Source organism: Paenibacillus sp. ACRRY (genome assembly GCF_022346995.1).
In the GTDB taxonomy this organism is placed as follows: domain Bacteria; phylum Bacillota; class Bacilli; order Paenibacillales; family Paenibacillaceae; genus Paenibacillus.
The window spans coordinates 352,598-373,976 of the sequence record NZ_JAKRNM010000001.1; the positions used below are offsets into that span (position 1 = coordinate 352,598).

The 21,379-nt window shown below is 44.4% G+C and carries 19 protein-coding genes; 13 read left to right on the top strand and 6 right to left on the bottom strand.

The window, feature by feature from the left end; genetic code table 11:
- Window positions 1-38 precede the first annotated feature (38 nt).
- The gene (locus MH144_RS01560; RefSeq protein ID WP_481857309.1) at window positions 39-1,397 is read right to left on the bottom strand and encodes an alkaline phosphatase; all 1,359 of its coding nucleotides are present in this window, start codon (window positions 1,395-1,397) and stop codon (window positions 39-41) included.
- Window positions 1,398-1,576: 179 nt separating this feature from the next.
- Window positions 1,577-2,209 (bottom strand): LysE family transporter, encoded by a 633-nt coding sequence (locus tag MH144_RS01565; RefSeq protein ID WP_239297029.1) that lies wholly within the window; start codon window positions 2,207-2,209, stop codon window positions 1,577-1,579.
- 302 nt (window positions 2,210-2,511) lie between these two features.
- On the opposite strand from MH144_RS01565, the gene MH144_RS01570 reads away from it, so the two are divergent.
- Both MH144_RS01570 and MH144_RS01575 read left to right on the top strand, forming a co-directional pair.
- Window positions 2,512-4,836: a glycoside hydrolase family 95 protein gene (locus MH144_RS01570; protein WP_239297031.1), complete on the top strand. Its 2,325-nt coding sequence runs from the start codon at window positions 2,512-2,514 to the stop codon at window positions 4,834-4,836.
- A 142-nt stretch (window positions 4,837-4,978) separates the two neighbouring features.
- Window positions 4,979-5,377, top strand: a complete 399-nt coding sequence (locus MH144_RS01575) for a YkvA family protein (protein WP_239297034.1) — start codon at window positions 4,979-4,981, stop codon at window positions 5,375-5,377.
- Window positions 5,378-5,546: 169 nt separating this feature from the next.
- On the opposite strand, the gene MH144_RS01580 is transcribed toward MH144_RS01575, so the two are convergent.
- Entirely contained in the window at window positions 5,547-5,924 is a 378-nt protein-coding gene (locus MH144_RS01580; RefSeq protein WP_239297036.1) for a MerR family transcriptional regulator, read from the bottom strand.
- A gap of 135 nt (window positions 5,925-6,059) precedes the next feature.
- Here MH144_RS01580 and MH144_RS01585 point away from each other — a divergent pair, with 135 nt between their 5' ends.
- The 4 genes from MH144_RS01585 to MH144_RS01600 all read left to right on the top strand — a co-directional run bounded on the left by MH144_RS01585 (window position 6,060) and on the right by MH144_RS01600 (window position 10,668).
- Window positions 6,060-7,031: an aldo/keto reductase family protein gene (locus tag MH144_RS01585; RefSeq protein ID WP_239297038.1), complete on the top strand. Its 972-nt coding sequence runs from the start codon at window positions 6,060-6,062 to the stop codon at window positions 7,029-7,031.
- 291 nt (window positions 7,032-7,322) lie between these two features.
- Entirely contained in the window at window positions 7,323-8,531 is a 1,209-nt protein-coding gene (locus tag MH144_RS01590; protein WP_239297040.1) for an MFS transporter, read from the top strand.
- Between the two features lie 87 nt (window positions 8,532-8,618).
- Window positions 8,619-9,152, top strand: coding sequence for a hypothetical protein (locus MH144_RS01595; protein WP_239297043.1), 534 nt, complete (start codon window positions 8,619-8,621; stop codon window positions 9,150-9,152).
- Window positions 9,153-9,252: 100 nt separating this feature from the next.
- A complete protein-coding gene (locus tag MH144_RS01600; RefSeq protein WP_239297046.1) occupies window positions 9,253-10,668 on the top strand; it encodes a DKNYY domain-containing protein in 1,416 nt (471 codons plus the stop codon).
- Between the two features lie 78 nt (window positions 10,669-10,746).
- Here the strand turns inward: MH144_RS01600 and MH144_RS01605 are convergent, their stop codons facing one another.
- The gene (locus MH144_RS01605; protein WP_239297056.1) at window positions 10,747-11,202 is read right to left on the bottom strand and encodes a hypothetical protein; all 456 of its coding nucleotides are present in this window, start codon (window positions 11,200-11,202) and stop codon (window positions 10,747-10,749) included.
- Between the two features lie 579 nt (window positions 11,203-11,781).
- Between MH144_RS01605 and map the strand changes: the two genes are divergently transcribed.
- Window positions 11,782-12,522 (top strand): type I methionyl aminopeptidase, encoded by a 741-nt coding sequence (map, locus tag MH144_RS01610; protein WP_239299217.1) that lies wholly within the window; start codon window positions 11,782-11,784, stop codon window positions 12,520-12,522.
- 143 nt (window positions 12,523-12,665) lie between these two features.
- Here map and MH144_RS01615 read toward each other — a convergent pair whose 3' ends face one another.
- Window positions 12,666-13,883: an NAD(P)/FAD-dependent oxidoreductase gene (locus MH144_RS01615; protein WP_239297060.1), complete on the bottom strand. Its 1,218-nt coding sequence runs from the start codon at window positions 13,881-13,883 to the stop codon at window positions 12,666-12,668.
- Window positions 13,884-14,278: 395 nt separating this feature from the next.
- Between MH144_RS01615 and MH144_RS01620 the strand changes: the two genes are divergently transcribed.
- From MH144_RS01620 to MH144_RS01640, 5 genes are all read left to right on the top strand, one after another.
- Window positions 14,279-15,142: a putative RNA methyltransferase gene (locus MH144_RS01620; protein ID WP_343226041.1), complete on the top strand. Its 864-nt coding sequence runs from the start codon at window positions 14,279-14,281 to the stop codon at window positions 15,140-15,142.
- Between the two features lie 193 nt (window positions 15,143-15,335).
- Window positions 15,336-15,935, top strand: coding sequence for a hypothetical protein (locus tag MH144_RS01625; protein WP_239297073.1), 600 nt, complete (start codon window positions 15,336-15,338; stop codon window positions 15,933-15,935).
- Between the two features lie 70 nt (window positions 15,936-16,005).
- A complete protein-coding gene (locus MH144_RS01630) occupies window positions 16,006-16,467 on the top strand; it encodes a GNAT family N-acetyltransferase (protein WP_239297075.1) in 462 nt (153 codons plus the stop codon).
- Between the two features lie 243 nt (window positions 16,468-16,710).
- Window positions 16,711-17,658, top strand: a complete 948-nt coding sequence (locus tag MH144_RS01635) for a helix-turn-helix transcriptional regulator (protein ID WP_239297077.1) — start codon at window positions 16,711-16,713, stop codon at window positions 17,656-17,658.
- A gap of 68 nt (window positions 17,659-17,726) precedes the next feature.
- A complete protein-coding gene (locus MH144_RS01640; protein WP_239297079.1) occupies window positions 17,727-18,281 on the top strand; it encodes a DinB family protein in 555 nt (184 codons plus the stop codon).
- 15 nt (window positions 18,282-18,296) lie between these two features.
- Here the strand turns inward: MH144_RS01640 and MH144_RS01645 are convergent, their stop codons facing one another.
- Window positions 18,297-19,142, bottom strand: coding sequence for an AraC family transcriptional regulator (locus tag MH144_RS01645; protein ID WP_239297081.1), 846 nt, complete (start codon window positions 19,140-19,142; stop codon window positions 18,297-18,299).
- Window positions 19,143-19,283: 141 nt separating this feature from the next.
- Here MH144_RS01645 and MH144_RS01650 point away from each other — a divergent pair, with 141 nt between their 5' ends.
- On the top strand, window positions 19,284-21,227 hold the full coding sequence (locus MH144_RS01650) for a glycoside hydrolase family 127 protein (protein WP_239297090.1): 1,944 nt from the start codon (window positions 19,284-19,286) through the stop codon (window positions 21,225-21,227).
- Window positions 21,228-21,379 lie beyond the last annotated feature (152 nt).

The window sequence follows — 21,379 nt, forward strand, 5'->3', positions numbered from 1 at the left end:
TGGGATAAAGAGAAGGGCTATTGGTGAGAGGCAGTATATTATTTATGCTTCTTTAAAATATCAAAAATGATCTCCGCATTATTCGTATTGTCGATCAGGCCGGAGAAACGATGACTTGCCGGACCGTATGCGTAGACTGGCACATCGTCTCCCGTATGTCCGCCTGTCGTCCATCCAGTGAACGAGCGGTTATCAATAATTGCTTCGATGGCATTGTCGATCGTCGTGACATCTGCATCTTTAGCTGCATTTTTAACCGATTGAATCTCTTCGGAAGTTAACTCAAGTTTGAGATAGCTCTTAAGTGTTTCTTCCACGGAAGCCCCTTTAGCGATTTGAGCTGCCATGAAGTCAGGAGTGCGTACAGCGGCTTTGATCGGATCCACGAAAAAGTTATATTCTCCGTCTTTCCCGAGCGTAAGTCCACCAGTGGAATGGTCAGCCGTTGCTACGACAAGTGTCTCGCCATCTTCTTTGGCAAAATCAATAGCCGCCTCGAATGCTGCAGCAAAATCCTCCATTTCGCTCATAGCACCAACGATGTCATTATCATGACCCGCCCAGTCGATCTGGCTTCCTTCAACCATGAGGAAAAACCCATTTTCGTTTGAGCTTAGGCGATCAATGGCTGTATGTGTCATTTCGGCCAGCGAAGGTGTTTCGCTCGTACGGTCAATCAACTTGTCCATACCTCCGTCAGCAAATAGTCCGAGAATCTGTTTATTTGTATCCTTGAGAAGGGCACTGCGATCAGTCACATAGCTAAATCCGGCTTTTTCAAATTCATTGGTCAAGTCACGATCTTCACGTACAAAATTGGTTTTTCCTCCGCCTAACAGAACATCAACTTTGTGCTTCCCATTGATCAATTCATCATAGTAATCATCTGCGATTGCATCCATGTTCTTCCGACTAATATCGTGGGCGCCGAAGGCAGCAGGTGTGGCATGAGTGATCTCTGAGGTAGCTACAAGTCCGGTGGATTTTCCGTTTTCCTTGGCTTGCTCCAAAACTGTTTTGACTTCAGTATGGTCATTGTCAACTGCAATGGCAGCGTTATACGTTTTCACACCAGCAGACATTGCGGTCGCCGCGGAAGCCGAGTCCGTAACGTTTTGTGTGTCGTCATCCGGATAAGTCATTTGAGCGCCTACAAGATAATGATCAAATACCGTTTTCTCCATGACCTTAGTCGAAGGGTCATCCTTCATATAACGGTAAGCGGAAGTATAAGCCGTTCCCATGCCGTCACCGATGAGGAAGATGATATTCTTGATTTTTTTTGTCTCTACACTAACGGCTTGTACCGCATGGGCTTGACCGGCAGACAAGACGGTAGAAGCGGCAAAGACCAGGCTGAGTGCAGCTGCAGGAAGTACTTTTTTGGACAATTTCACGATAATTCCTCCTTTTATTATTAAACATGAACATATGTAGCTTTATTCATTTGTCCGTCCATATGAAGATTATCATTCGACTGTAAAAGAAGACCCTGTCCTCTGTGTTTATTGTGTAAAATATTTGCAAAAAAGAGGACCTGCAAGTGCAGATCCCCAACCTAATGTAAAACGTAATTCTAAAATAATCGTGTTATGCTCACGACAAATTCATAGACAAAGTATAAAGAGAATCCAAGCAGCATAATCCCGGCAATGACCGAAACCCATCGGATCATTTGACGACTCATGACTTTTCTGGTTACGGAAACTATGGATAGAAGGCCTATATCATGAACCAAAATTCCGCTCATCACGCCGATTGCTGCAATTGCAAAGGTACCTGAATGCGAAGAACTATACGATTGAGATAGGACTGCTCCAAATACAGATACCCAGAAAACCAAGTTACCCGGGGATACGGCAACAAGCAAACCATTTCGATATGTACTAAAAAAGGATTTCTGTGTTTTTTCATCTGCAGGCGTAATATCTTTATCCGCATTCTTAATGGAGTCGTAACCCAAATAGGCAAGGAAGCCTGCCCCTACGATCCACAATGGAATTTGTACATACGGCAAGGCAAGTACAGATGCGAAACCAAAATACAAAGCAAGAATAAGCAAAATATCTACGGTCATGCCCCCGATACCTACGGCCCACCCATGAATAAAGCCATTCTTTAATCCTTGTTTTGTCATTTCTACAGTGATTGCTCCAACAGGCATTGCTATAGCTAGGCCAATTAAAAAGTACTTCAGATAGATCTCCATTCAACTTTCCCTTCTCCGTTGTGATTCATCTTTAGCGATGTAAAGTAAAAATGTATTTATTAATTTACATGATAAGTAAGTTAATATCAAGAGATTATTAGTTTCTATAGATGATCGAGAGTAGTGACCTGCTTCAACTCATCCTTCATTTTCAATGAAAGACGATCATAAATCAGAGACGCTCATGCAAAGAGTTCTTTCTAATTGGATAGTATCGTATAGAAAAAAGTTAATAATCTACATTTCCTCAGCTGCTTTGATCTTGATACGCTTGAGACGAAGAAAGAAAGAGGAGAGTTAATATGGTGAACAATGATGATAAAATTTGGTACAACCAACCTGCTGAACGCTGGGAAGAAGCTATGCCTATGGGAAATGGTACCCTGGGTGGCATGGTATACGGAAGAACAGATCTGGAACGAATCCAACTAAATGAAGACAGTCTTTGGTATGGTGGTCCGATGGAACGCAACAATCCGGATACCCTTGATCATTTAAGTGAGATTCGAGAGCTTGTTTTCAATGGGAAAATTCAGAGAGCGGAAGAACTTGCCACAACATATCTGGTCGGTATACCCGATGGACAGCGTCACTATGAACCTCTGGGTGACCTTTATTTGGTTAGTGGAAGCAACAATCAGCATATCGAGGAATATCGCAGAGAACTTGATCTAAAAGAGGGAGTTGTCCGTCTCAAGTATAGGGATAACGGTGTTCCATTTTTCCGTGAATATTTCTCCAGTTTCCCTGATCAAGTGTTGGTTATACGACAAACTTCAAGCAATCCTTATAATCTGTCGTTATTGTTTGGCAGAGGATCGGTACTCAATCCTACACCGTGGTCCGATATTTTGAAGCGTCCTGTAGGTTTCCATTCTTACCTGGATAACATAAGAAAAAATGAACATGGAGACATGGTCATCACGGGCAGGAGCGGGGGTGAAGGTGGAATTCGCTTTTGTTGCCTTATACGAGTGTTGGTCAAGGGAGGCAGTGTTTCCTATGCTGGTGGTCAGGTGAAAATAGAGCAAACAAATGACGCTACTATTCTGGTGTCGTCATGCACGGATTTTCGAATGGACGCAGCAGGTTTGGAAACGGAATGTTTACGAAGGGTAGAGCAAGCTTCAGATAAAACCTATCAACAGCTCCGTACAGACCATGTTAGAGACTATCAGAATCTCTATAACAGAGTGAAGCTATCTCTCGAAGGTCATCCTGGTTCAACTTCTCTAGCTGAAATGCCTATAGATGTGCGACTGCGCAGAATTAAGGAAGGGCATGATGATCCGGGTTTAGTCGGCCTATATTTCCAATTTGGTCGTTATCTGCTTATCTCCAGCAGCCGTCCTGGTGCATTACCTGCTAACCTCCAGGGGATCTGGAATAAGGATATGTTACCTATTTGGGACAGCAAGTACACGATTAATATTAACACGCAGATGAACTATTGGCTCGCCGAGAGCTGCAATCTTTCTGAGTGTCATATCCCTCTGTTTGATTTTATTGAACGTCTGCGAAAAAGGGGAACGGAGACCGCCAAAGTCATGTATGGCTGCAGGGGATTTGTCGCTCATCATAACTCAGATCTATGGGCTGATACAGCTCCTCAGGATGTGTGCATTACTTCTACCTTCTGGACTATGGGAGCCGCTTGGTTGAGTCTGCATTTATGGGATCACTATGAGTTTGGAAGAGATGTTGAATTTCTGAAAAAGGCATATGAAACGATGAAGGAAGCCGCTCTTTTCCTTTTGGATTATCTGGTCGAGGATCCGCTTGGGAATCTGGTTACCTGTCCTTCATCATCACCAGAGAACCGTTATCTTCTTCCGAGCGGAGAATCAGGAGCATTATGCTACGGCCCCTCGATGGACAGCCAAATTATCCGGGAGCTGTTTCAACGATGTATCGAGAGTTCCGAGATTTTGCAATTGGATCAGGAATTTAGTGAGACTTTAAAGAGAGCACTGGAAAGAATACCTCGGCCGGCCATTGGGAAATTTGGACAAATTCAGGAATGGAGTATGGATTATGATGAATTGGAGCCTGGGCACAGGCACATTTCCCATCTGTTTGCGCTTCATCCTGGCTCCCAGATTTCATTGAAGTCAACACCGAATTTTGCTGGTGCAGCTCAGACAACACTGGAACGGCGGTTACAAAATGGGGGCGGACATACGGGCTGGAGCAGAGCATGGATTTTAAATATGTGGGCGAGGCTTGAGGACGAGAAGTTATCCTATGACAATGTAATGGAGCTGCTTCGAACATCCACCTTACCCAATTTATTCTGCGATCATCCACCATTCCAGATTGATGGGAACTTTGGCGGGACTGCAGGTATTGCAGAGATGTTATTACAGAGTCATGCAGGAGAGATTCGACTCCTTCCAGCATTGCCGAAGCAGTGGTTACATGGATATGTTCGGGGTCTTCGGGCACGAGGAGGCTTCGAAATTGAAATGGAATGGAAAGATGGTTTCTTGAAAACGGCTAAGTTACGTTCGCTGCAGACCGGTGCATTCACAGTATCTTATCTGGACAAATCCTTCGAATTTGAAGTTTTAAAACCAGAGTCCGTTATCGATGTATCTGAACAGCTGGCCTATGTTAGGAGAGATTGATACTGCGTGTCAATGTGAGCTGCGTGGACATTTAATTGGTTGATCAGCCTAGACCTCATGCTTTTTCATGATTTGCTACCAAACCGGATGTGAATGGTCTATGATCAAGTCATATTACAATGACAAGCGGCGAGGGCAGAAGATGAAACAAGTAAAACGGATCGATAAAGTAAAAGCCATGGCGAGGGAAATCAAGCGGAATGTATTTGTCTTGTACCTGGCATACAAGGATGCCAGGGTACCCTGGTATACCAAGTTATTTGCGATCTGCGTGGTAGCATACGCATTCAGTCCGATAGACCTGATCCCGGATTTTATACCTGTGCTTGGGTATCTTGATGACCTGATTATAGTCCCGTTAGGCATTACAATTGCGTTGAAGCTGATTCCACAAGAAGTCATCCGGGATTGCAGGGATAAGGCGGAGGAGATTCGGAAGAATGGTAAACCTACGAATTGGGTTGCGGGAGGATTGTTTATTATGGTGTGGATCGTGCTTGCTATCTGGCTCGGTTCGATCTGTTATAAACTTTTCGTTTAAAGCTAGTGCGATGCAAGAAAGCTGTATAGCAACGTTCCCCGCATAGTCCAACCTGTTATTGTCTTAGTTCAAGGTTCATGCACATTACTGCACTGACCATAAAAATGCCCTTCTGAACCAGCAGATTCAGAAGGGCATTTTTCTTATGGACTATTAAACAATCGATGTGCTATTTGGAGTCGATGTGAAAGATGCCAATTTCGTTATAATGCTCCAGCTTATAGTCAATTGTCCCAAGACTGCAGTTCAGCATATCCATTTGTTTCAGAATATTTTGCCGATGCTGCTCCAGCATAACCTTTCGCTGTTCACTCGTGGAAGAACCCTCCAGGCATAGCAGCATAAATGCTTTGATGTCCTCTAGGGACATGCCGCTGTCCTTCAGGCAGCGTACCAACTCCAGCCAGCATATATCCATCTCGGAATATTGGCGCGTACCGTATTCCGTCTTTTTCAACAAAGGCATTAAACCTGCCCTGTCGTAGAAACGTAAAGTGGAAGGCGGTAATTGGGTGCGTTCCGCGACTTGTTTAATCGTAAATTCCAAGCAAATCTTCCTTTCAAAAAAATCGATTGAATGGCTTGACTTAAACCTAAGTTTAACCACTATCCTAAGATTGTTCAATAGAGCGTTTTCAGGAGATAAGCTCTCATTTTACTATTCAGTGAAGGAGTGATTTGGTTGAAGTACAGAAGACTGGGCAGAAGCGGATTGAAAGTAAGCGAAATCGGATTGGGGAGCTGGCTGACCTATGGATCGGCTACATCGGAGGAAGCTGCGCGTGCCTGCATGCATCAGGCATATGAACTGGGCATCAACCTTTTCGATACATCCAATTCCTATCCGGGTGCGGAGGAGGTAATGGGCAGTACATTGAAACAGTATCCACGAAGCAGTTACGTACTGGCCACGAAGCTGTTTTTCCCACAAGGATCGGGACCAAACGATCGTGGATTGTCCCGCAAACACATTATGGAGCAGTGCGAAGCGAGCTTGAAGCGATTGGGTACCGATTACATTGATTTATACCAATGCCACCGCTTTGATTCCGAAACGCCTATTGACGAAACACTTAGAGCATTGGATGACTTGCAGGCACAAGGTAAAATATTGTATGCGGGTGTCAGCGAATGGACGGCAGCCCAGATAGCTGAAGCCTCTGGGATCGGCAAACGCCTGAATCTGCGTCCATTAATATCCAATCAGCCGATCTACAACATGTTTGAACGTTATATTGAGAGAGAAGGTATTATTGAACAATGTGAGCAGGAAGGACAGGGACTTATCGTATTTTCTCCATTGGCGCAAGGTGTATTGACGGGGAAATACAAAGCTGGACATCAGATTCCAGAAGGAACACGGGCCTCCAATGATCAAACGAATGGGGTTATCAACAGTTACTTGCGTGAAGACGTGCTTCAATGTACAGCACAGCTGTCGGAACTGGCTAATGAACTTGGGGCAACGTTATCCCAGTTTGCTCTGGCATGGATTCTGCGTCAGTCTGTTGTAAGTTCAGCCATCATCGGCTCCAGTAGACCGGCACAAATTGAAGAAAACATCAAAGCGACCGAACTGGAACTTACTTCCGATATCATCGAACGAACGGAGAAGATTCTATCGTCGGTCAGCCATTTTGCACCACTGAGATAGAAATCTGGTAAAGATATCGGGTGAATTTCATACTGAATGCTGATTATAAGCGGGGTTGTAACAGAATATTTTTTGCATGATAAGGTTAGCCAGTATGTACTGGCTAGCCTATTTGGTTATTTAGAAATACTGGTTTCAACGATTGAAGAAGACTATAAGCGTACGTGCTCAGTTCGTTGAAGTTGAATGATTCATGTAGACGGTAAAAACGAGTAGACACACTTAATAAAGTATTTTAACATAGTACTTATTAAAAGTATTATTAAATCGAGAAGGGATGAACACTATCATATGACAGAATCATTAAAACACCAGCGAACGCTTCGAAACATCTTGTTCCTGTTATTTGCCTTGCCAGGTCTGTCTTTTGCCTCTTGGGTAGCTCGAACACCTGCGGTAAGGGATACACTGAACGTCTCTACCGCAGAGATGGGAATGATCATTTTTGCCCTGTCGATAGGTTCGTTGACAGGATTACTAACGGCGGGATCTGTCATTGCCCGTCAAGGTGCACGATTAGTGATCGTGATCAGTTCTCTCATGATTGTGATTGGATTCGTTGTCATAGGGATTGGCGCATCAATACAGGTCATGTCGATTGTTATGACTGGATTACTTCTGTTTGGATGTGGTTTCGGTGCAGCCGAAGTCGGTCTGAACATGGAAGGTTCTGCAGTCGAGAAGGCGTTAAACAAAGTTTTATTGCCTGCTTTTCATGGTTTTTTTAGTGTAGGTACACTTGCTGGGGCAGTGATCGGAATTGGCGCAGAAGCCATTGAGCTTCCAATTATCATTCATTTTTCAATTCTTGCCTTATTCATCACCGTAATATTATTGAGCTGTTTTCGCTTTCTTCCTGAAGTGACTGGCAAGGAAACGATCCAAGCCTCCTCTCAAAAGGGTACAGGTGTCAAAATGCAGTTAAAGGTCTGGACGGAGAAACGAACCTTGTTGATCGGTGTCATGGTTCTGGGGATGGCATTTGCTGAGGGTTCTGCGAACGATTGGTTGCCATTAATTATGGTTGATGGACATGGTGTGAATGCATTGACAGGTTCATTGATCTACGGTTTATTTGTTACAGCCATGACTCTTGGACGTTTCTCAGGAGGGTGGGTTCTGAATCGGTATGGGAGGGTGCGAGTATTGACGGGTTGCGCGGTCTCAGCCATTTTGGGTCTAATACTCGTAATCTGGGGCCAACATTACATTCTTGCGGCAATTGGGGTGCTTTTGTGGGGTCTCGGGGCTTCACTAGGTTTTCCGGTTGGTTTGTCTGCAGCCGGAGATGAACCTGAAGGCGCAGCGGCAAGAGTTGGTGCTGTAGCTACATCTGGATATATTGCTTCATTGGTTGGACCGCCATTTCTGGGCTTCCTGGGAGAACATTTTGGATTACTGAATGCCATGATTGCTGTGATGATTGGGGTCATCATCTCAGGGTCACTTACCAGAGCTGCTAAACCTATTCAGGTTCACATAAAAAAACCTTCGCATTAAGAATACCTCACAGATGCCCCATTCGCACAGGCAAGCAGTCCATTTATTGCGTAAACTACAGGAGATCAGTAGAGCGAGGTGAATTCAATGGCTAAAATCAACGATATACGCCTAAAGGCAAAGCGATATAAAGCCAAACCCGTCTGCGTGACTCTTCATAATGGTGAAACATACATTGGTTATATCGCTGAAGTGAATAACGGTGGAGTGGTGCTAACTGGCGGAGGAACCGTATTGGGCACTCCAACAACAGGAGGCAATCTCCAGCGTTCTAACCGGAACCGAAAGGTTGTTACAGGCAATAAGGGAGGCTCCTCTTATAAAAGAAAACAGGGCAAAGGCACACGTAAGCCATCTACGCGTTCGCGTCACATGTCGCAAGCGCAGGTTTCGTCCTTTCTCCCTATGATGGGTTCCTTGTTTGGCGGGCTCGGTGGCGGGGCCGCAGCTGGAGGTGCTGGAGGATTACTTGGCGGAGGAATGCGGTTATTCGGCATGATCCAGCAATTCGTGCCCGTCGTGAAAATGGGCTATGGTATGATCAAGTCCATCAAGCCGTTCATGGGTGCCGTCCAAGGCCTTATGGCTGGGCCTAGTCAGGCCGAACAGGAAGAAGCATAATAAACTTACAGCCCCTTAGACAGATGTAAGGGGCTTTTCTTTTTGGTAAGAGAGGACTGGTGTATGATGGACAAAACGACCTATGAGGAGAGGATATTCTATGAAGAGCTTGTTTGTCATCGAAGCTAACCGTGTCTTGCTGAATAAGGAAGAAGGAGAGCCAGTGGTGATTAAAGGCGGCATTACAAGTGAGGGCTTCTCGATCATTCATATCTTCAATCGCGGGTGGCATCCGTTCGGATATCTACGGGACAAGTATGGAATATGGTGGTTTGATGGACGCAAGACCAAAGTGACTTTAGTGAGTAAAGAAACCACCGAATTTCGGGTATTGGACGATGATTACGGACTGGCTTCCGAGCATGTCTACTTGGAAGACAAGCTGATTCTAGGGGCGGACCCTGCCACGTTTATCTTGCTGCCAGGCTCGCCATATTTCGCCAAGGACAAGCATCGGCTTTATGTGAAGAGCGGCGACAGGTTTCACACATGGGACGATATAGATGTGGCGACAACAGTGGCTCACCTGGATTTCTGTACCGATAAGGATCATGTTTTTCATCTGTTTGACTCACTGTCGTACGCCAATGGCAGCAAGGATGAGCTGAGCTCATGGCTGAGGGAAACTTATCCCGACATACACGGTTGGTGGCATCCAGACTACGAAAACACAGAGGAAGGGGCGGAACAAATTCGGGAAAATTGGTACAGAACCAATTATGCAGTCTTCTACTGTGAGGAGATTGGGTCCTCAAACCGTAAGGGGACACGTACCATATTCAATTTGGTAAAAGGCGCGGACCCTGTCACGTTCGAGGTGTTGAGCGACCAGTATGGTCGTGATAAGGAGAGTATCTATTGTCATTGGAGAAAGGTTAGCGGAGCAGACGCGATGAATTTCAATTCATTGGGCGGGTTGTTCGGAAGTGATGCGGAGAATATTTTCTATAATGGGTATATGGTGGCAGAAGCTGATCGTACAACGTTTAGATGTCTGCTGCCATCAGGGCATCTGGGCCTCTCCAAGGATGCTCTTAATGTCTACCACGCTCAGTTTGTTCGTACAGACAGCCCGTTCGGTCATCCGGATTACATCTTGAAGCCCATTACTGGAGCTGACCCGGAAAGCTTCGAGTTATTGTCTGAGCAGGGAAGCTGGGCGGTTGATCGAAACGCGGTTTACCAGTGGGGCAACTTGGCCAAGAAGCTGGACCGTGCCAGTTTCGTTTATTTGTTCGATGAGGGGCCAGAAAGTTGGGCGGTTGATCGGCAAGGACTGTACAATGCCAATGGAAGACGCACGGTAAAAGGAATTGACGGTGCGAGCTTCCGGATGCTGAATCGATATTGGGGGACAGATGACCAATCCGTATTTTGCTTCGTCACGGGAGCTGTGCAGCGGGCAGCAGATGCGGCAACGTTCCGGGTGACAAACGACAGAGGCGGAGCAGAGGACAAGGATTTCCACTACGAAATCAAGGATAATGGAACGATCCGAAAAACCAAGAAAAAATAGCGTCCCGTAATTCTCATATCTGCAAATAACATCAGGATGGAGCCAAAAGTGGGATTGACCGACACGTACAATCCCTTCTTATTGTTCTGATTGTATGAACTGCTTCCTAAAAAGGAGCCCATAACCGTATGCTAAAACCAAAGGAAGAAGGTAGGAAAGGGCAGTCCAGTAGATATTCCATCCATTGAAGTACACTACTCTGCCCATTTCTTTGGCCAGCCATTCAATGAGGGTAAGAACCACGGCTGTAATGACTATGGCGAGCCAGGGTTTTGTACCTTTATTAAGGATGGCAAACATCATAAGACATCCTGAGATAGGGTAGATACCCAAATCCATTGGAAGAGCTGTATAGGACTGATTATTGGAGTTAGGCAGAATGTTCCAGAAAAAATTGAAACCCACACTATTGACGCAAGCAGAAGCGGCTACGCCCAGCGGATAAAAAATAATGAGGATTTTGGGGTGTCTACGTAAAATCCATCCACCAATTAGAACAGGAATCATAAAACCCAAAATAATATTTCCCAACATGATGATCACTCCTCATATTCATCGACCTGAAGCACGGTAAGCCACTCTATCCGTTAGTCCATCTTATTTTTATCCTCAAGTAGTGTATTGAGCTTCTGGTTTACCATTTTTAATTGTTTATCATAATGTTTAAATGTAATAAATCCAATCACGGCCTTCACTGCAAAAAATACTATTGCTGCGATGACGATCAGTGCATAATTATGTGCAATCTGCTTGAGCCATTCATTTAATCCATTCAATCTTGAATACCCTTCTTTCTACAGAGTAAATTGAGACTTCTTTATAGAATGGACTAATTTCAGGGAATTATTATTGTTTTTGAATTGAATTCCGTATTGACAGGATAGTTAATATTGCTTATTTACGTTATTATAAATAGATGTGGTCACAGATGACCGAGTATTTCTACTTCTGAACACTGATGATTTTGGAGAGATTATAATAAGGCTCATCCAATCTCCAAAAGGGCTAGGTGAGTTAGTTAGAGGTATGGTTACCCATTTACATTGTTTAAGTTATTCGAGAGAATAACATTGATGTAGTCCATTGATGATAAAAGATAGTGAGGTAGAAAAAATGATTGCAAAGACAGAAGAAGACTTTAATGGTTTGAAGGAAATCGGTAAAATAGTAGCTGCTATTCGGGATGAATTGGTACAACGCACAGTTCCTGGTATAACAACGAAAGAACTCGATGACATAGCTGGTGAGCTTTTTGCCAAAGAAGGTGCCGTGTCAGCTCCAAAAAGTGAATATGACTTTCCGGGGTACACATGTATCAGTGTTAATGACGAAGTGGCGCATGGTATTCCTGGAGAGCGCGTTATTCAGGAAGGTGATATCGTAAACATAGATGTATCTGGTTCTAAGAACAGCTATTTTGCAGATACGGGAATCTCCTTTGTCGTTGGCGAGGGAGAAGAAGTATTAACGAAAATATGCGACGTTGCAAAAAAAGCATTTGAAGCAGGGCTTATAAAAGCAAAACCTGGTTCCAAAAAAAGCGGAATCGGAAAAGCAGTGTTCCAAACCGCCAAACAACATGAATTAACGGTTATTAAAAACCTTACAGGACATGGTATTGGACGTACAATCCATGAAGCACCTGATCATATTTATAATTACAACGATACGTCGGATGATGAATTGCTAAAAGATGGAATGGTAATTGCATTCGAGCCGTTTATTTCAACTTTAGAAGAAGAAGTATTCCAAAAGAATGATGGCTGGACCTTTGCTACCAAAAAGAGCTATGTAGCTCAAATTGAACATACGATTATCCTGACCAAAAATGGTCCGATTATTATCACGGAGTAACGGGAACAAGAGCGTTGTTGAAGGTCGATTTCCATTGTGAAATCGGCTTTTTTTGTGTCTCAGGTTCTTGTTTCAGGCGAAACCAGAACCTGAGCATGTTGCTTCAGGCTTGTACCCAATCCATTCGCTGCGCAGATCTCGAATTATCTGGAGATAAGCGGTCTGCTTTGCAGGTAGATATCGAAATCCGAACTCGATCCAGTGAGAATCTTATCCGAAACAATTTTGGCTAGAACGCCGTTATACACGGTTCCGTTATCTCCGTATGCCATCAGAATATAGCAATGGGGATAGGTCTCGTATTGACCGATGACAGGCAATCCGTCATGTGTGCCTCCGTAAAAGGCGCCCAGATAGTACTCAGGTTCAGCCTGAATGTCAGGGAATAGCTTGTTAAACTCTTGGATGAGCTTGTCCTTGCTTGCCAGGATTTTGGAATCTCGGGTTGCGGCGAAGGAAGTATCCTTATCCATTCCTCCGATAATAACCCGATTGTCCGGGGTCGTACGCATATACACATAAGGACGTGCAGTCTCCCATATTAACGTTCGTTTGTGCCAGCTTGAAAAGTCGCTAATCGGCTTCGAAATGACGGCATAGGAGCTTGCCAGCGTAGCATTCTTTTCGGATTTAAAATCACTATCTTCATACCCGGCTGCAATAATTACATGTTTGGCTCGGATTTCGCGACGTTCCTTGGTGTAGAAGACGGCATAATCCTGTTCGAATCGTCTTCCAGTTATCTCCGTGTTCTCATGGATCCTTCCTCCCTGAGCTTTTGCTTTCTCAAGAAGTCCATATACGAATTTTAAGGGGTTCATTTCTGCATCGTCATGATAGTACAGTGCTGCCTTTTTCCGGAAGGGGTACGAGCCGGATATGTGCTCTTCATTCCACAGATCTACCTTAAATCCGTACTTCTGTAGAAGGGCATATTCTTCATTCAAAGCGGAAACATCTTCTTCATAGCTTGCGTAATAGAGGCTATCACGTCTTATAAAATCCGGATCAATCGGTAATTGACGACTTACCCGCTCAATGTGGTTAATAGACTCCTCACACAGTTTAAGATGACGAGCGGCTACTTCTTCACCAAAGGAGTGGCTGAGCGATACAAAACTTTTCTCACCTGCATATTGAATCAAGGCCGTATTGGTGCTGGTACTGCCTTCTCCAACTTTTCTCTTATCGACGATAACGACAGATACTCCCTGGTCACAAAGGAAATTTGCGCATTGAGCACCGGAGCTACCAGCGCCTATAATGAGCACATCGCAGGATATGTCCTCCTCCAACTTAGGGTAAGAGGGGGGATTAGCTATTGTTGTCGGCCAGTATAACTTACCGCTCTGCAGATCCATTCGAGTCTCTCCCTTATATATATTCGGAAGTAGTATGGACACTTTACTGCAACTCGATGCAAAATCAGATACTTTCGAACAACGTGCTCCGACAAGACCAATTAGGTAACTAGGAGAAGTTACGCCTTATCTTTAATAGTGAATTTATTTATAAATTTAGTATAAGTTCACTATCTATTCGAAACATGTTACTATTTAAGTGCTTTAAGGTTTTTCAAGATAAGGAGTGCTTAAATATGATTATCCAATTCATTCGTTTAAGGTAGGAAAAGGTACAGCTCACATGCCCCGGATTTTTTAAACAAAATGCCCGGGTTTGTTTGACTGTGCCTTTTTTCGTTGACCTAAAACGAATGAAAGGGTGCTTTTTTGTGTTTAACAAAAGTAAAAAGTTGATGAGTCTTGAGAGAATCAAGGAGTCGCAAGAGATATTTCGTTGCCCGTTATGCAGTAAACCGATGAAATTAATTCAATTGCAGAGCTTAATTTGCATGAATCGGCATTGTTTTGATATTGCCAAGCAAGGATATATCAATCTATCCTCACGTTCCACTAAATCTAAGTATGATAGACAAACCTTTGAAACGAGAAGAATAATTAGCGAGAGCGGGTTATTTCATCCCATGCAGGCTGCCGTAAGTGAAATAATTGTGAGTCAAAACATGAGTAAAGAATCCATACGTTTACTGGATGCAGGTTGCGGAGAAGGTTCTCATTTGAACAGCATACAAACCAGAATAAATCAGAAAAAGCGTAACCATTCATTGGCTGTGGGAATCGACATTTCAAAGGAGGGGATTAGTCTTGCTGCAGCGGAATATTCAAATGCCATGTGGTGTGTTGCAGACATTGCAAACATCCCATTCGCTAACGAGCAATTCAACTTCATCATTAACATTCTTTCGCCAGCCAATTATTCCGAATTCCAGAGATTGCTCACAGATCGTGGTTTGGTAATTAAAGTGGTTCCTGAGCAGCATTATCTTACAGAATTAAGAGGTATCCTTTACAAAGGAACAGGTAAACAGGTCTATTCAAATACACCTACAATTCGTTATTTTAACGAACGGTTCAATCTAATAGCTGTTGAAAACGTTCAATATCAGGTAAGCCTCAGTGAACACCTCATTGCACCTTTGCTTGAGATGACACCTTTATCTTGGGGAGCTTCTCAAGAGTGCAAAGAACTCATTTTACAGATGGATCTGAGAGAAATTACTATGGATTTTAAGATATTAGTGGGTATGAAACAATCGTAAAACGAACGGACAACATTTACGATTAACCAATACCCAATCTTACATCAAGGCAGCCGATCAATGGATCGGCTGTTTTTGTTTAGGGAACGGAGATGCATTTTGGGTGTTAATCCCAATATGTGGTACTATCATTGGAATAAGGTAATCTGAAATGAATCAAGGGGATGATTGAGTGGGCTCTAGGTTGATGCATTTGTTGATTTCGGATTTTGTGGGCAAGGAGCTGTCTATCAAGCATCGGGGTGATATGCTCCTTGGCGCCATAGCCCCAGATGCAAAATCTGAAAAAGGCGATACTCATTTTCTAGGGGATCAATTCAAGTATGGTCTCAACAGGCGATGGGAGTACGGGCGTTTCATCACCAAATACAAGGAGCGTATAACTGAGCCTTTCATGCTGGGTTATTTAACTCATTTAATAGCGGATGAAGTTTGGGCTATGAAATCTTACTTTAGCGGATTGGAAGAGCGACTGAATAACGAGCCTACACTGTACGATCGCTATCACCATGACTTTCGATTGTGCAATGCGAAGCTGATTGAAATGTTTACTTCTGAGGGACTTTACGAGGCACTAAATGCTGCTGTTTACATACCAGTTATGGATGAACTTGATGAGAAGAATGTATTCGTTTTGAAGAAACAGGCGCTGGAGGACTTTAACTATCCAGTGAAACATGTCCAGCAGGAGTTGAGTGTTTTTTCATTAGACGAGATCTTGGCATACATGGAACGCTCCGCCTATCGTGCCTTGGATGTATGTCGATCACAGCTAGGTACAATTCATACTTAAGTGAACCTTTATGCTCTTTTAGACATGCAGAGAAGCATACTGGCTTTCTTATGGAAAAGGAGAATAAAAGATGTCTATAACATTTAAGAAATCAACATTAGAAGATATTGAAACATTGCTTCTTCTTCAAAAAGCAGCATTTCAAGAGGATTTGGAAAAGTACGAAGACTTTGAATCTAATCCGGCATGTGAAACCTATGAAAAATTGGCTGAAAATATTAGAAAATATCAACATTTTACCATTTTAGAGGGGAAAACAATTATAGGTGCGATTGATGTAAGAGGCAACGATGAGCGCATGCACATTGATAAGGTGTTTATTTCTCCTTCTAATCAAAGTAAGGGCGTAGGTACTGCAGCAATTCAATTTGTGGAAACACATTTTCCAAATACAAAATTATGGACCTTATATACACCGCATTTAAGCTTTCGTAATCATTTCTTTTATGAGAAGTTTGGATACCAAAAGACTAAAGAGGTTCAGCTTACTCAAAAGCTGATTTTATTCAAATACGAGAAGCGAATAAAGTAATTCTGAAAAAATAGTTCGTTATTTTGAGGAAAAAGGCTTATTGTTGCCGCCGTGTATCGATGAAAATCAATATCGCATGTATGGAATGAATGAGATTTAGCGATTGGCGCATATTTTACTTTTCAGTTAAGTTGGGTTGCCAGTAAAAGATCCGTTACTCCAAATTAACGAGATAATTCCGTGTACGCCTTACTATGGTAGAATGAATGCAGTTTGGATGATGAATACGTGGAGGATAGAAGTATGAATAAAACGGAGCGGCATCTTGCAATCACCCTTGAGTTACAGCGCAGCAAAACGCTAAGGGCAGAAGATCTGGCTTCCCGGTTTGAGACAAGTGTACGAACGATATATCGGGATATGCAAGCACTAAGCGAAGCTGGGGTGCCAATAATAGGAGCACCTGGTCAGGGTTACTCTTTAATGGAAGGGTATTTTCTTCCCCCGGTAAGCTTTACAGTCGAAGAAGCCGTATCCCTGCTCATGGGAGCAGATTTAATTGAACAGAGATTGGATCATACATACGCAAGTGAAGCCACGTCGGCTCAACATAAAATTGAAGCTATCTTGCCAGAATCGGTTCGAAATGAATCTGCACGTGTTCGGGAAACCATGCGACTCCTTCATGGAAGTGATGCCTTAACTGGAGAGACGGTTAAAACGTATCTTAAGCAAATACGCAGCGCCATTTTGGAACGGCACAAGATTCGTTTTATGTACCGTAAAAAAATGCCGGGGCTAGACGGGAATCGAAGCAATCTTCGGGAGGTTTCTCCGTATGGATTATCCCTTTTGCATGAACATTGGGTTTTAATCGCACACTGCGATATGCGACAAGACATTCGTCATTTCCGACTGTCCCGAATGACGGAACTTCAAGTATTGGAGGATCGCTTTCTTTTACCGGATGGTTTTGACCTAAGCGAATATCGGCCGCCTGATGATCGAAATGAACGGGTATTGATCAGGGCAAACCCTGAAATAGCAGACAAAATTATAGAAGTAGTCAACTTCTATATCGATGCCATAGAGGATCATATGGACGGTGTGACTTTTCATTTTCGTGTCCGGCATACGGAAGAACTATTGCATCATTTGCTTGGATGGGGTGGGGATGTTCAAGTGATTGAGCCGGAGTCTCTGCGCTTGCGAATTCAAGAAGTTGCGAAAAATATTCTAAAACACTACTGACATACACCTGTCAGTAGTGTTTTTTTATACTTTGATTAAATCTAAGATGAAAAGGGGTTGCTGGAAGGATGAAAAACACACTTATTGTATTGAGATCTTTTGAAAATTCTGTAGAGAGGTATTTGGCTGAATTGGAACAGTTCGAGATGGAGCAATTACATAGAAAGACGGATGAGGAGGAATGGTCCATAGGACAGATGTATATGCATTTGATTCAATCAGCGCTCTTTATGCACCTGCCTAATATAAAACAATGTTTGGTTCACAGCGAACCATCGGAAAATTTGAATAAGGGAAAAACGGAGCTGGGGGAGATAGTATTCGAGCAAGAACAATTTCCGGCTATTCGAATTAAAGTCCCTGCTTCACCGCAGTACACTCCAAAGGCACCGGAAAACATGGAGCAATTGGTTGGTGGGTTGCATCAAGTCATAGAAGGAATGAGGGAGATGGAAGCAGTTTTACGTCCATCGCCTGCAACGGATAAAGTTATTCACCCAAGACTTGGGGCACTGGACGCCCAGGAATGGTTTTTATTAATCGAAATGCATTACAGACATCACTTTTTGCAATTGGATCGTTTGAAGATGGAATTAGATCACGAAGACTTTCAAATCTGTTAGGAATGAAGCTCAATTCTATTTTAAGTATTGCTTGCGAAATTGCAGCGGAGAAAAGCCGAATTCCCGTTTGAAGCAGGACGAAAAATAAGGGGAGTACCGAAAACCCACTTCCTCAGCGACCCGGTCAATGGACCAATCGGTCGTGACCAGGAGACGTTTGGCCCGCTCCAGCCGAAACTGCTGCAAATAATCGGATGGCGTACATCCGTATCTCGACTTCATGCATCGTACAATATAGTTTGGATGAAAGTGCAGGGCGGACGCGATGGCTTCATTGGTGACTTTCTCCCGATAGTTAGCTTGAAGGTAAGCGGCAGTCCGCTCGGCCAATCGGGAAGCCACCGAATCCGTTCGGCCGAAACATTCTTCTTCAAGCAAGCTGAGCAGTTCTCCGAGAAGCTGCTGTTCCTGCCAAAAGGAGAGCGTGGGCGGCTGGGTGAGCAGCTGTTCTACCATACCGAACACCGTGCGTGAGTCAGGCAAATGCATGTATTTAGGCAATCGCAGCGTGTAAGGGTTAATAAATGGCCTGGTTGAATAAGGTGATGTATTATTCTCCGCTTGCTCCGCCACAGATGCATCCCGTCTCGGTGCATGCTCAAAGTGAACCCAATAAAAGACGGTATCCTGATCGCAAGGTCGGATCGAATAGTGTTCTCCGTCAGGCAGCAGCAGCAGCATGTCTCCTTCGGTTAGTGTCCATTGTGATCCATTCTCGCCGATATACATCTCTCCGCGAACAAGGATTAGCAGATCATATGCTCCGATGTTGCTGCGATGGGGGTGCTGGTCCCCGCTTTTATACTCTGTCAGGCCCGATCCCAAATAATAGGGGAGTGGGGGCATATGAAGTTCAATCATGGTGTCTTCGCCCAGAACGTTCGCATCCTTTCGCTTGTGTCATATTTTATAGAAAATGGTTCATTCCATTCCTATTAAGTCGGTTATACCAAGCATATAATTGAGTTCGTAAAGAGTCAATTAATATAGGAGGTACTACTGATGCAGACAACACAGGTTCATATCCGGGACTCATTTTGGGAGGATTATTCCACACTGGTACGTCAAACAGTCATACCCTATCAATGGGAGGCATTGAATGATCGTATAGAAGGGGCGGAACCCAGCTATGCCATCCGTAATTTCCGAATTGCTGCCGGTCTGGAACAGGGAGAATTCGGCGGATGGGTGTTTCAGGATAGTGATTTATATAAATGGTTGGAAGCGGTTGCTTATTCGCTGAGGAGTCATCCTGACCCCGAATTGGAGAACATCGCAGATGGAGCAATCGACCTCATTGGTCAGGCTCAGCGGGACGACGGATATATCAATACTTATTTTACAATCAAGGAACCGGGCAAAGAGTGGACAAATCTGTATGAGGCTCATGAACTGTACTGTGCCGGACACCTGATTGAAGCTGCGGTGGCCTACGCTGATGCAACGGGCAAACGTAAGTTACTGGACATTGCTTGCCGTTTCGCTGACTTAATCGACAAGCTCTTCGGTACGGGAGAGAACCAGAAACGGGCATACTGCGGGCATCAGGAGATTGAACTGGCACTCGTCAAGTTATATCATGCAACCGGAGAAGAACGGTATTTGAAACTAAGCCAATATTTCATTGATGAGCGGGGCAGCTGCCCGAATTATTTTATCCAGGAATGGGAACAGGGAGGCAGAACAAACATCTGGTCGCAAGGTTCGCCGAACTTGGAGATGTACCAATCCCATCTTCCGGTACGTGAACAGACAGCAGCCGTCGGACACTCCGTACGTGCCGTATACATGTATACGGCCATGGCCGATCTCGCCCGCTTGACGAAGGATGACAGCTTGCGAGCGGCTTGCGAACGACTGTGGGTCAATACAACTCGTAAACAGATGTACATCACGGGAGGAATTGGCGCGACACATTTGGGCGAGGCATTCACTTTCGATTATGATCTGCCGAATGACGCGGTGTACGCGGAAACTTGCGCATCCATCGGATTGATCTTCTGGGCGCGCCGGATGCTTCGTTTGGAGGCGAAGAGTGAGTATGCGGACGTGATGGAACGTGCGCTGTACAACAATGTGCTTGGCAGTATGTCCAAGGACGGCAAACACTTTTTCTATGTCAACCCGCTTGAAGTATGGCCAGAGGCCAGCATGCGTAATCCGGACAAGCATCATGTGAAACCAGTTCGCCAGAAGTGGTTTGGTTGTTCCTGCTGCCCGCCAAACGTGGCCCGTTTGCTTAGCTCGCTGAACGATTATATCTATGATGTATCTGCGGAAGAGAACGCGGTTCATGTTCATTTATACATTGGCAGTACGGTAGAATTCACGTCAGCTGAAGGCAGGGCAGTCAAGCTGAGTCAACATTCCGAGCTTCCTTGGAACGGAAAAATCAGCTTCAATATCTCGCTTGCTCCAGACAGCTCGGATGGGGCTTCATTCACACTCGCATTGCGAATTCCGAACTGGTTCCAGAGTGGGCAGCCTGTTTTGCGAGTGAATGGCGAAGAGCAGGCATATACATTGAACAATGGTTACGCTCATATCCACCGACTTTGGTCGGAAGGAGATTCATTGGAGTGGTTACTGCCACTTGAAACGCAATTGATTGAAGCTCATCCGCAAATACGGGCTGATGCAGGCAAAGCAGCCATTCAGCGCGGACCACTTGTATATTGCGTGGAAGAAGCGGATAACGGAGCGCCGCTAGCTTCATTATCCATTGCCGGGACAGCGAATTTAACGGAGCGCGATGCACCGAATTTACTTGGCGGATGCGTTGTTGTCGAGGGCGACGGACTGACTGCGGATGGATCAGCATGGCCAGAGGATCAACCGTACCAACCGATCCGCAAACCTCGCATTCCGGTACGTTTTACAGCCATTCCTTATTATCTGTGGGGAAACCGTGAACCGGGTGAAATGAGCGTCTGGCTGCGTAATTGAAGCGTAGGTTATTGAGTTATTTAAGCAACTCCACCGTTTCAAGGCGTAGAATGGCAAGCTGAACATAACGTGTGGTTTCAATATTGGCAGGACAGAAGGTCCCTCGTATATTATCCGAGGGACTTCCGCCATGTCTGGCCTTCTCGAAACCC

Excerpts from the sequence above, each read along its gene's own strand:
- MH144_RS01565 (WP_239297029.1), bottom strand. The coding sequence starts at position 2,209 with ATGGAGATCTATCTGAAGTACTTTTTAATTGGCCTAGCTATAGCAATG.
- MH144_RS01570 (WP_239297031.1), top strand. The coding sequence starts at position 2,512 with ATGGTGAACAATGATGATAAAATTTGGTACAACCAACCTGCTGAACGC.
- MH144_RS01575 (WP_239297034.1), top strand. The coding sequence starts at position 4,979 with ATGAAACAAGTAAAACGGATCGATAAAGTAAAAGCCATGGCGAGGGAA.
- MH144_RS01590 (WP_239297040.1), top strand. The coding sequence starts at position 7,323 with ATGACAGAATCATTAAAACACCAGCGAACGCTTCGAAACATCTTGTTC.
- MH144_RS01595 (WP_239297043.1), top strand. The coding sequence starts at position 8,619 with ATGGCTAAAATCAACGATATACGCCTAAAGGCAAAGCGATATAAAGCC.
- MH144_RS01600 (WP_239297046.1), top strand. The coding sequence starts at position 9,253 with ATGAAGAGCTTGTTTGTCATCGAAGCTAACCGTGTCTTGCTGAATAAG.
- MH144_RS01605 (WP_239297056.1), bottom strand. The coding sequence starts at position 11,202 with ATGTTGGGAAATATTATTTTGGGTTTTATGATTCCTGTTCTAATTGGT.
- map (WP_239299217.1), top strand. The coding sequence starts at position 11,782 with ATGATTGCAAAGACAGAAGAAGACTTTAATGGTTTGAAGGAAATCGGT.
- MH144_RS01615 (WP_239297060.1), bottom strand. The coding sequence starts at position 13,883 with ATGGATCTGCAGAGCGGTAAGTTATACTGGCCGACAACAATAGCTAAT.
- MH144_RS01620 (WP_343226041.1), top strand. The coding sequence starts at position 14,279 with ATGAGTCTTGAGAGAATCAAGGAGTCGCAAGAGATATTTCGTTGCCCG.
- MH144_RS01630 (WP_239297075.1), top strand. The coding sequence starts at position 16,006 with ATGTCTATAACATTTAAGAAATCAACATTAGAAGATATTGAAACATTG.
- MH144_RS01635 (WP_239297077.1), top strand. The coding sequence starts at position 16,711 with ATGAATAAAACGGAGCGGCATCTTGCAATCACCCTTGAGTTACAGCGC.
- MH144_RS01640 (WP_239297079.1), top strand. The coding sequence starts at position 17,727 with ATGAAAAACACACTTATTGTATTGAGATCTTTTGAAAATTCTGTAGAG.
- MH144_RS01645 (WP_239297081.1), bottom strand. The coding sequence starts at position 19,142 with ATGATTGAACTTCATATGCCCCCACTCCCCTATTATTTGGGATCGGGC.
- MH144_RS01650 (WP_239297090.1), top strand. The coding sequence starts at position 19,284 with ATGCAGACAACACAGGTTCATATCCGGGACTCATTTTGGGAGGATTAT.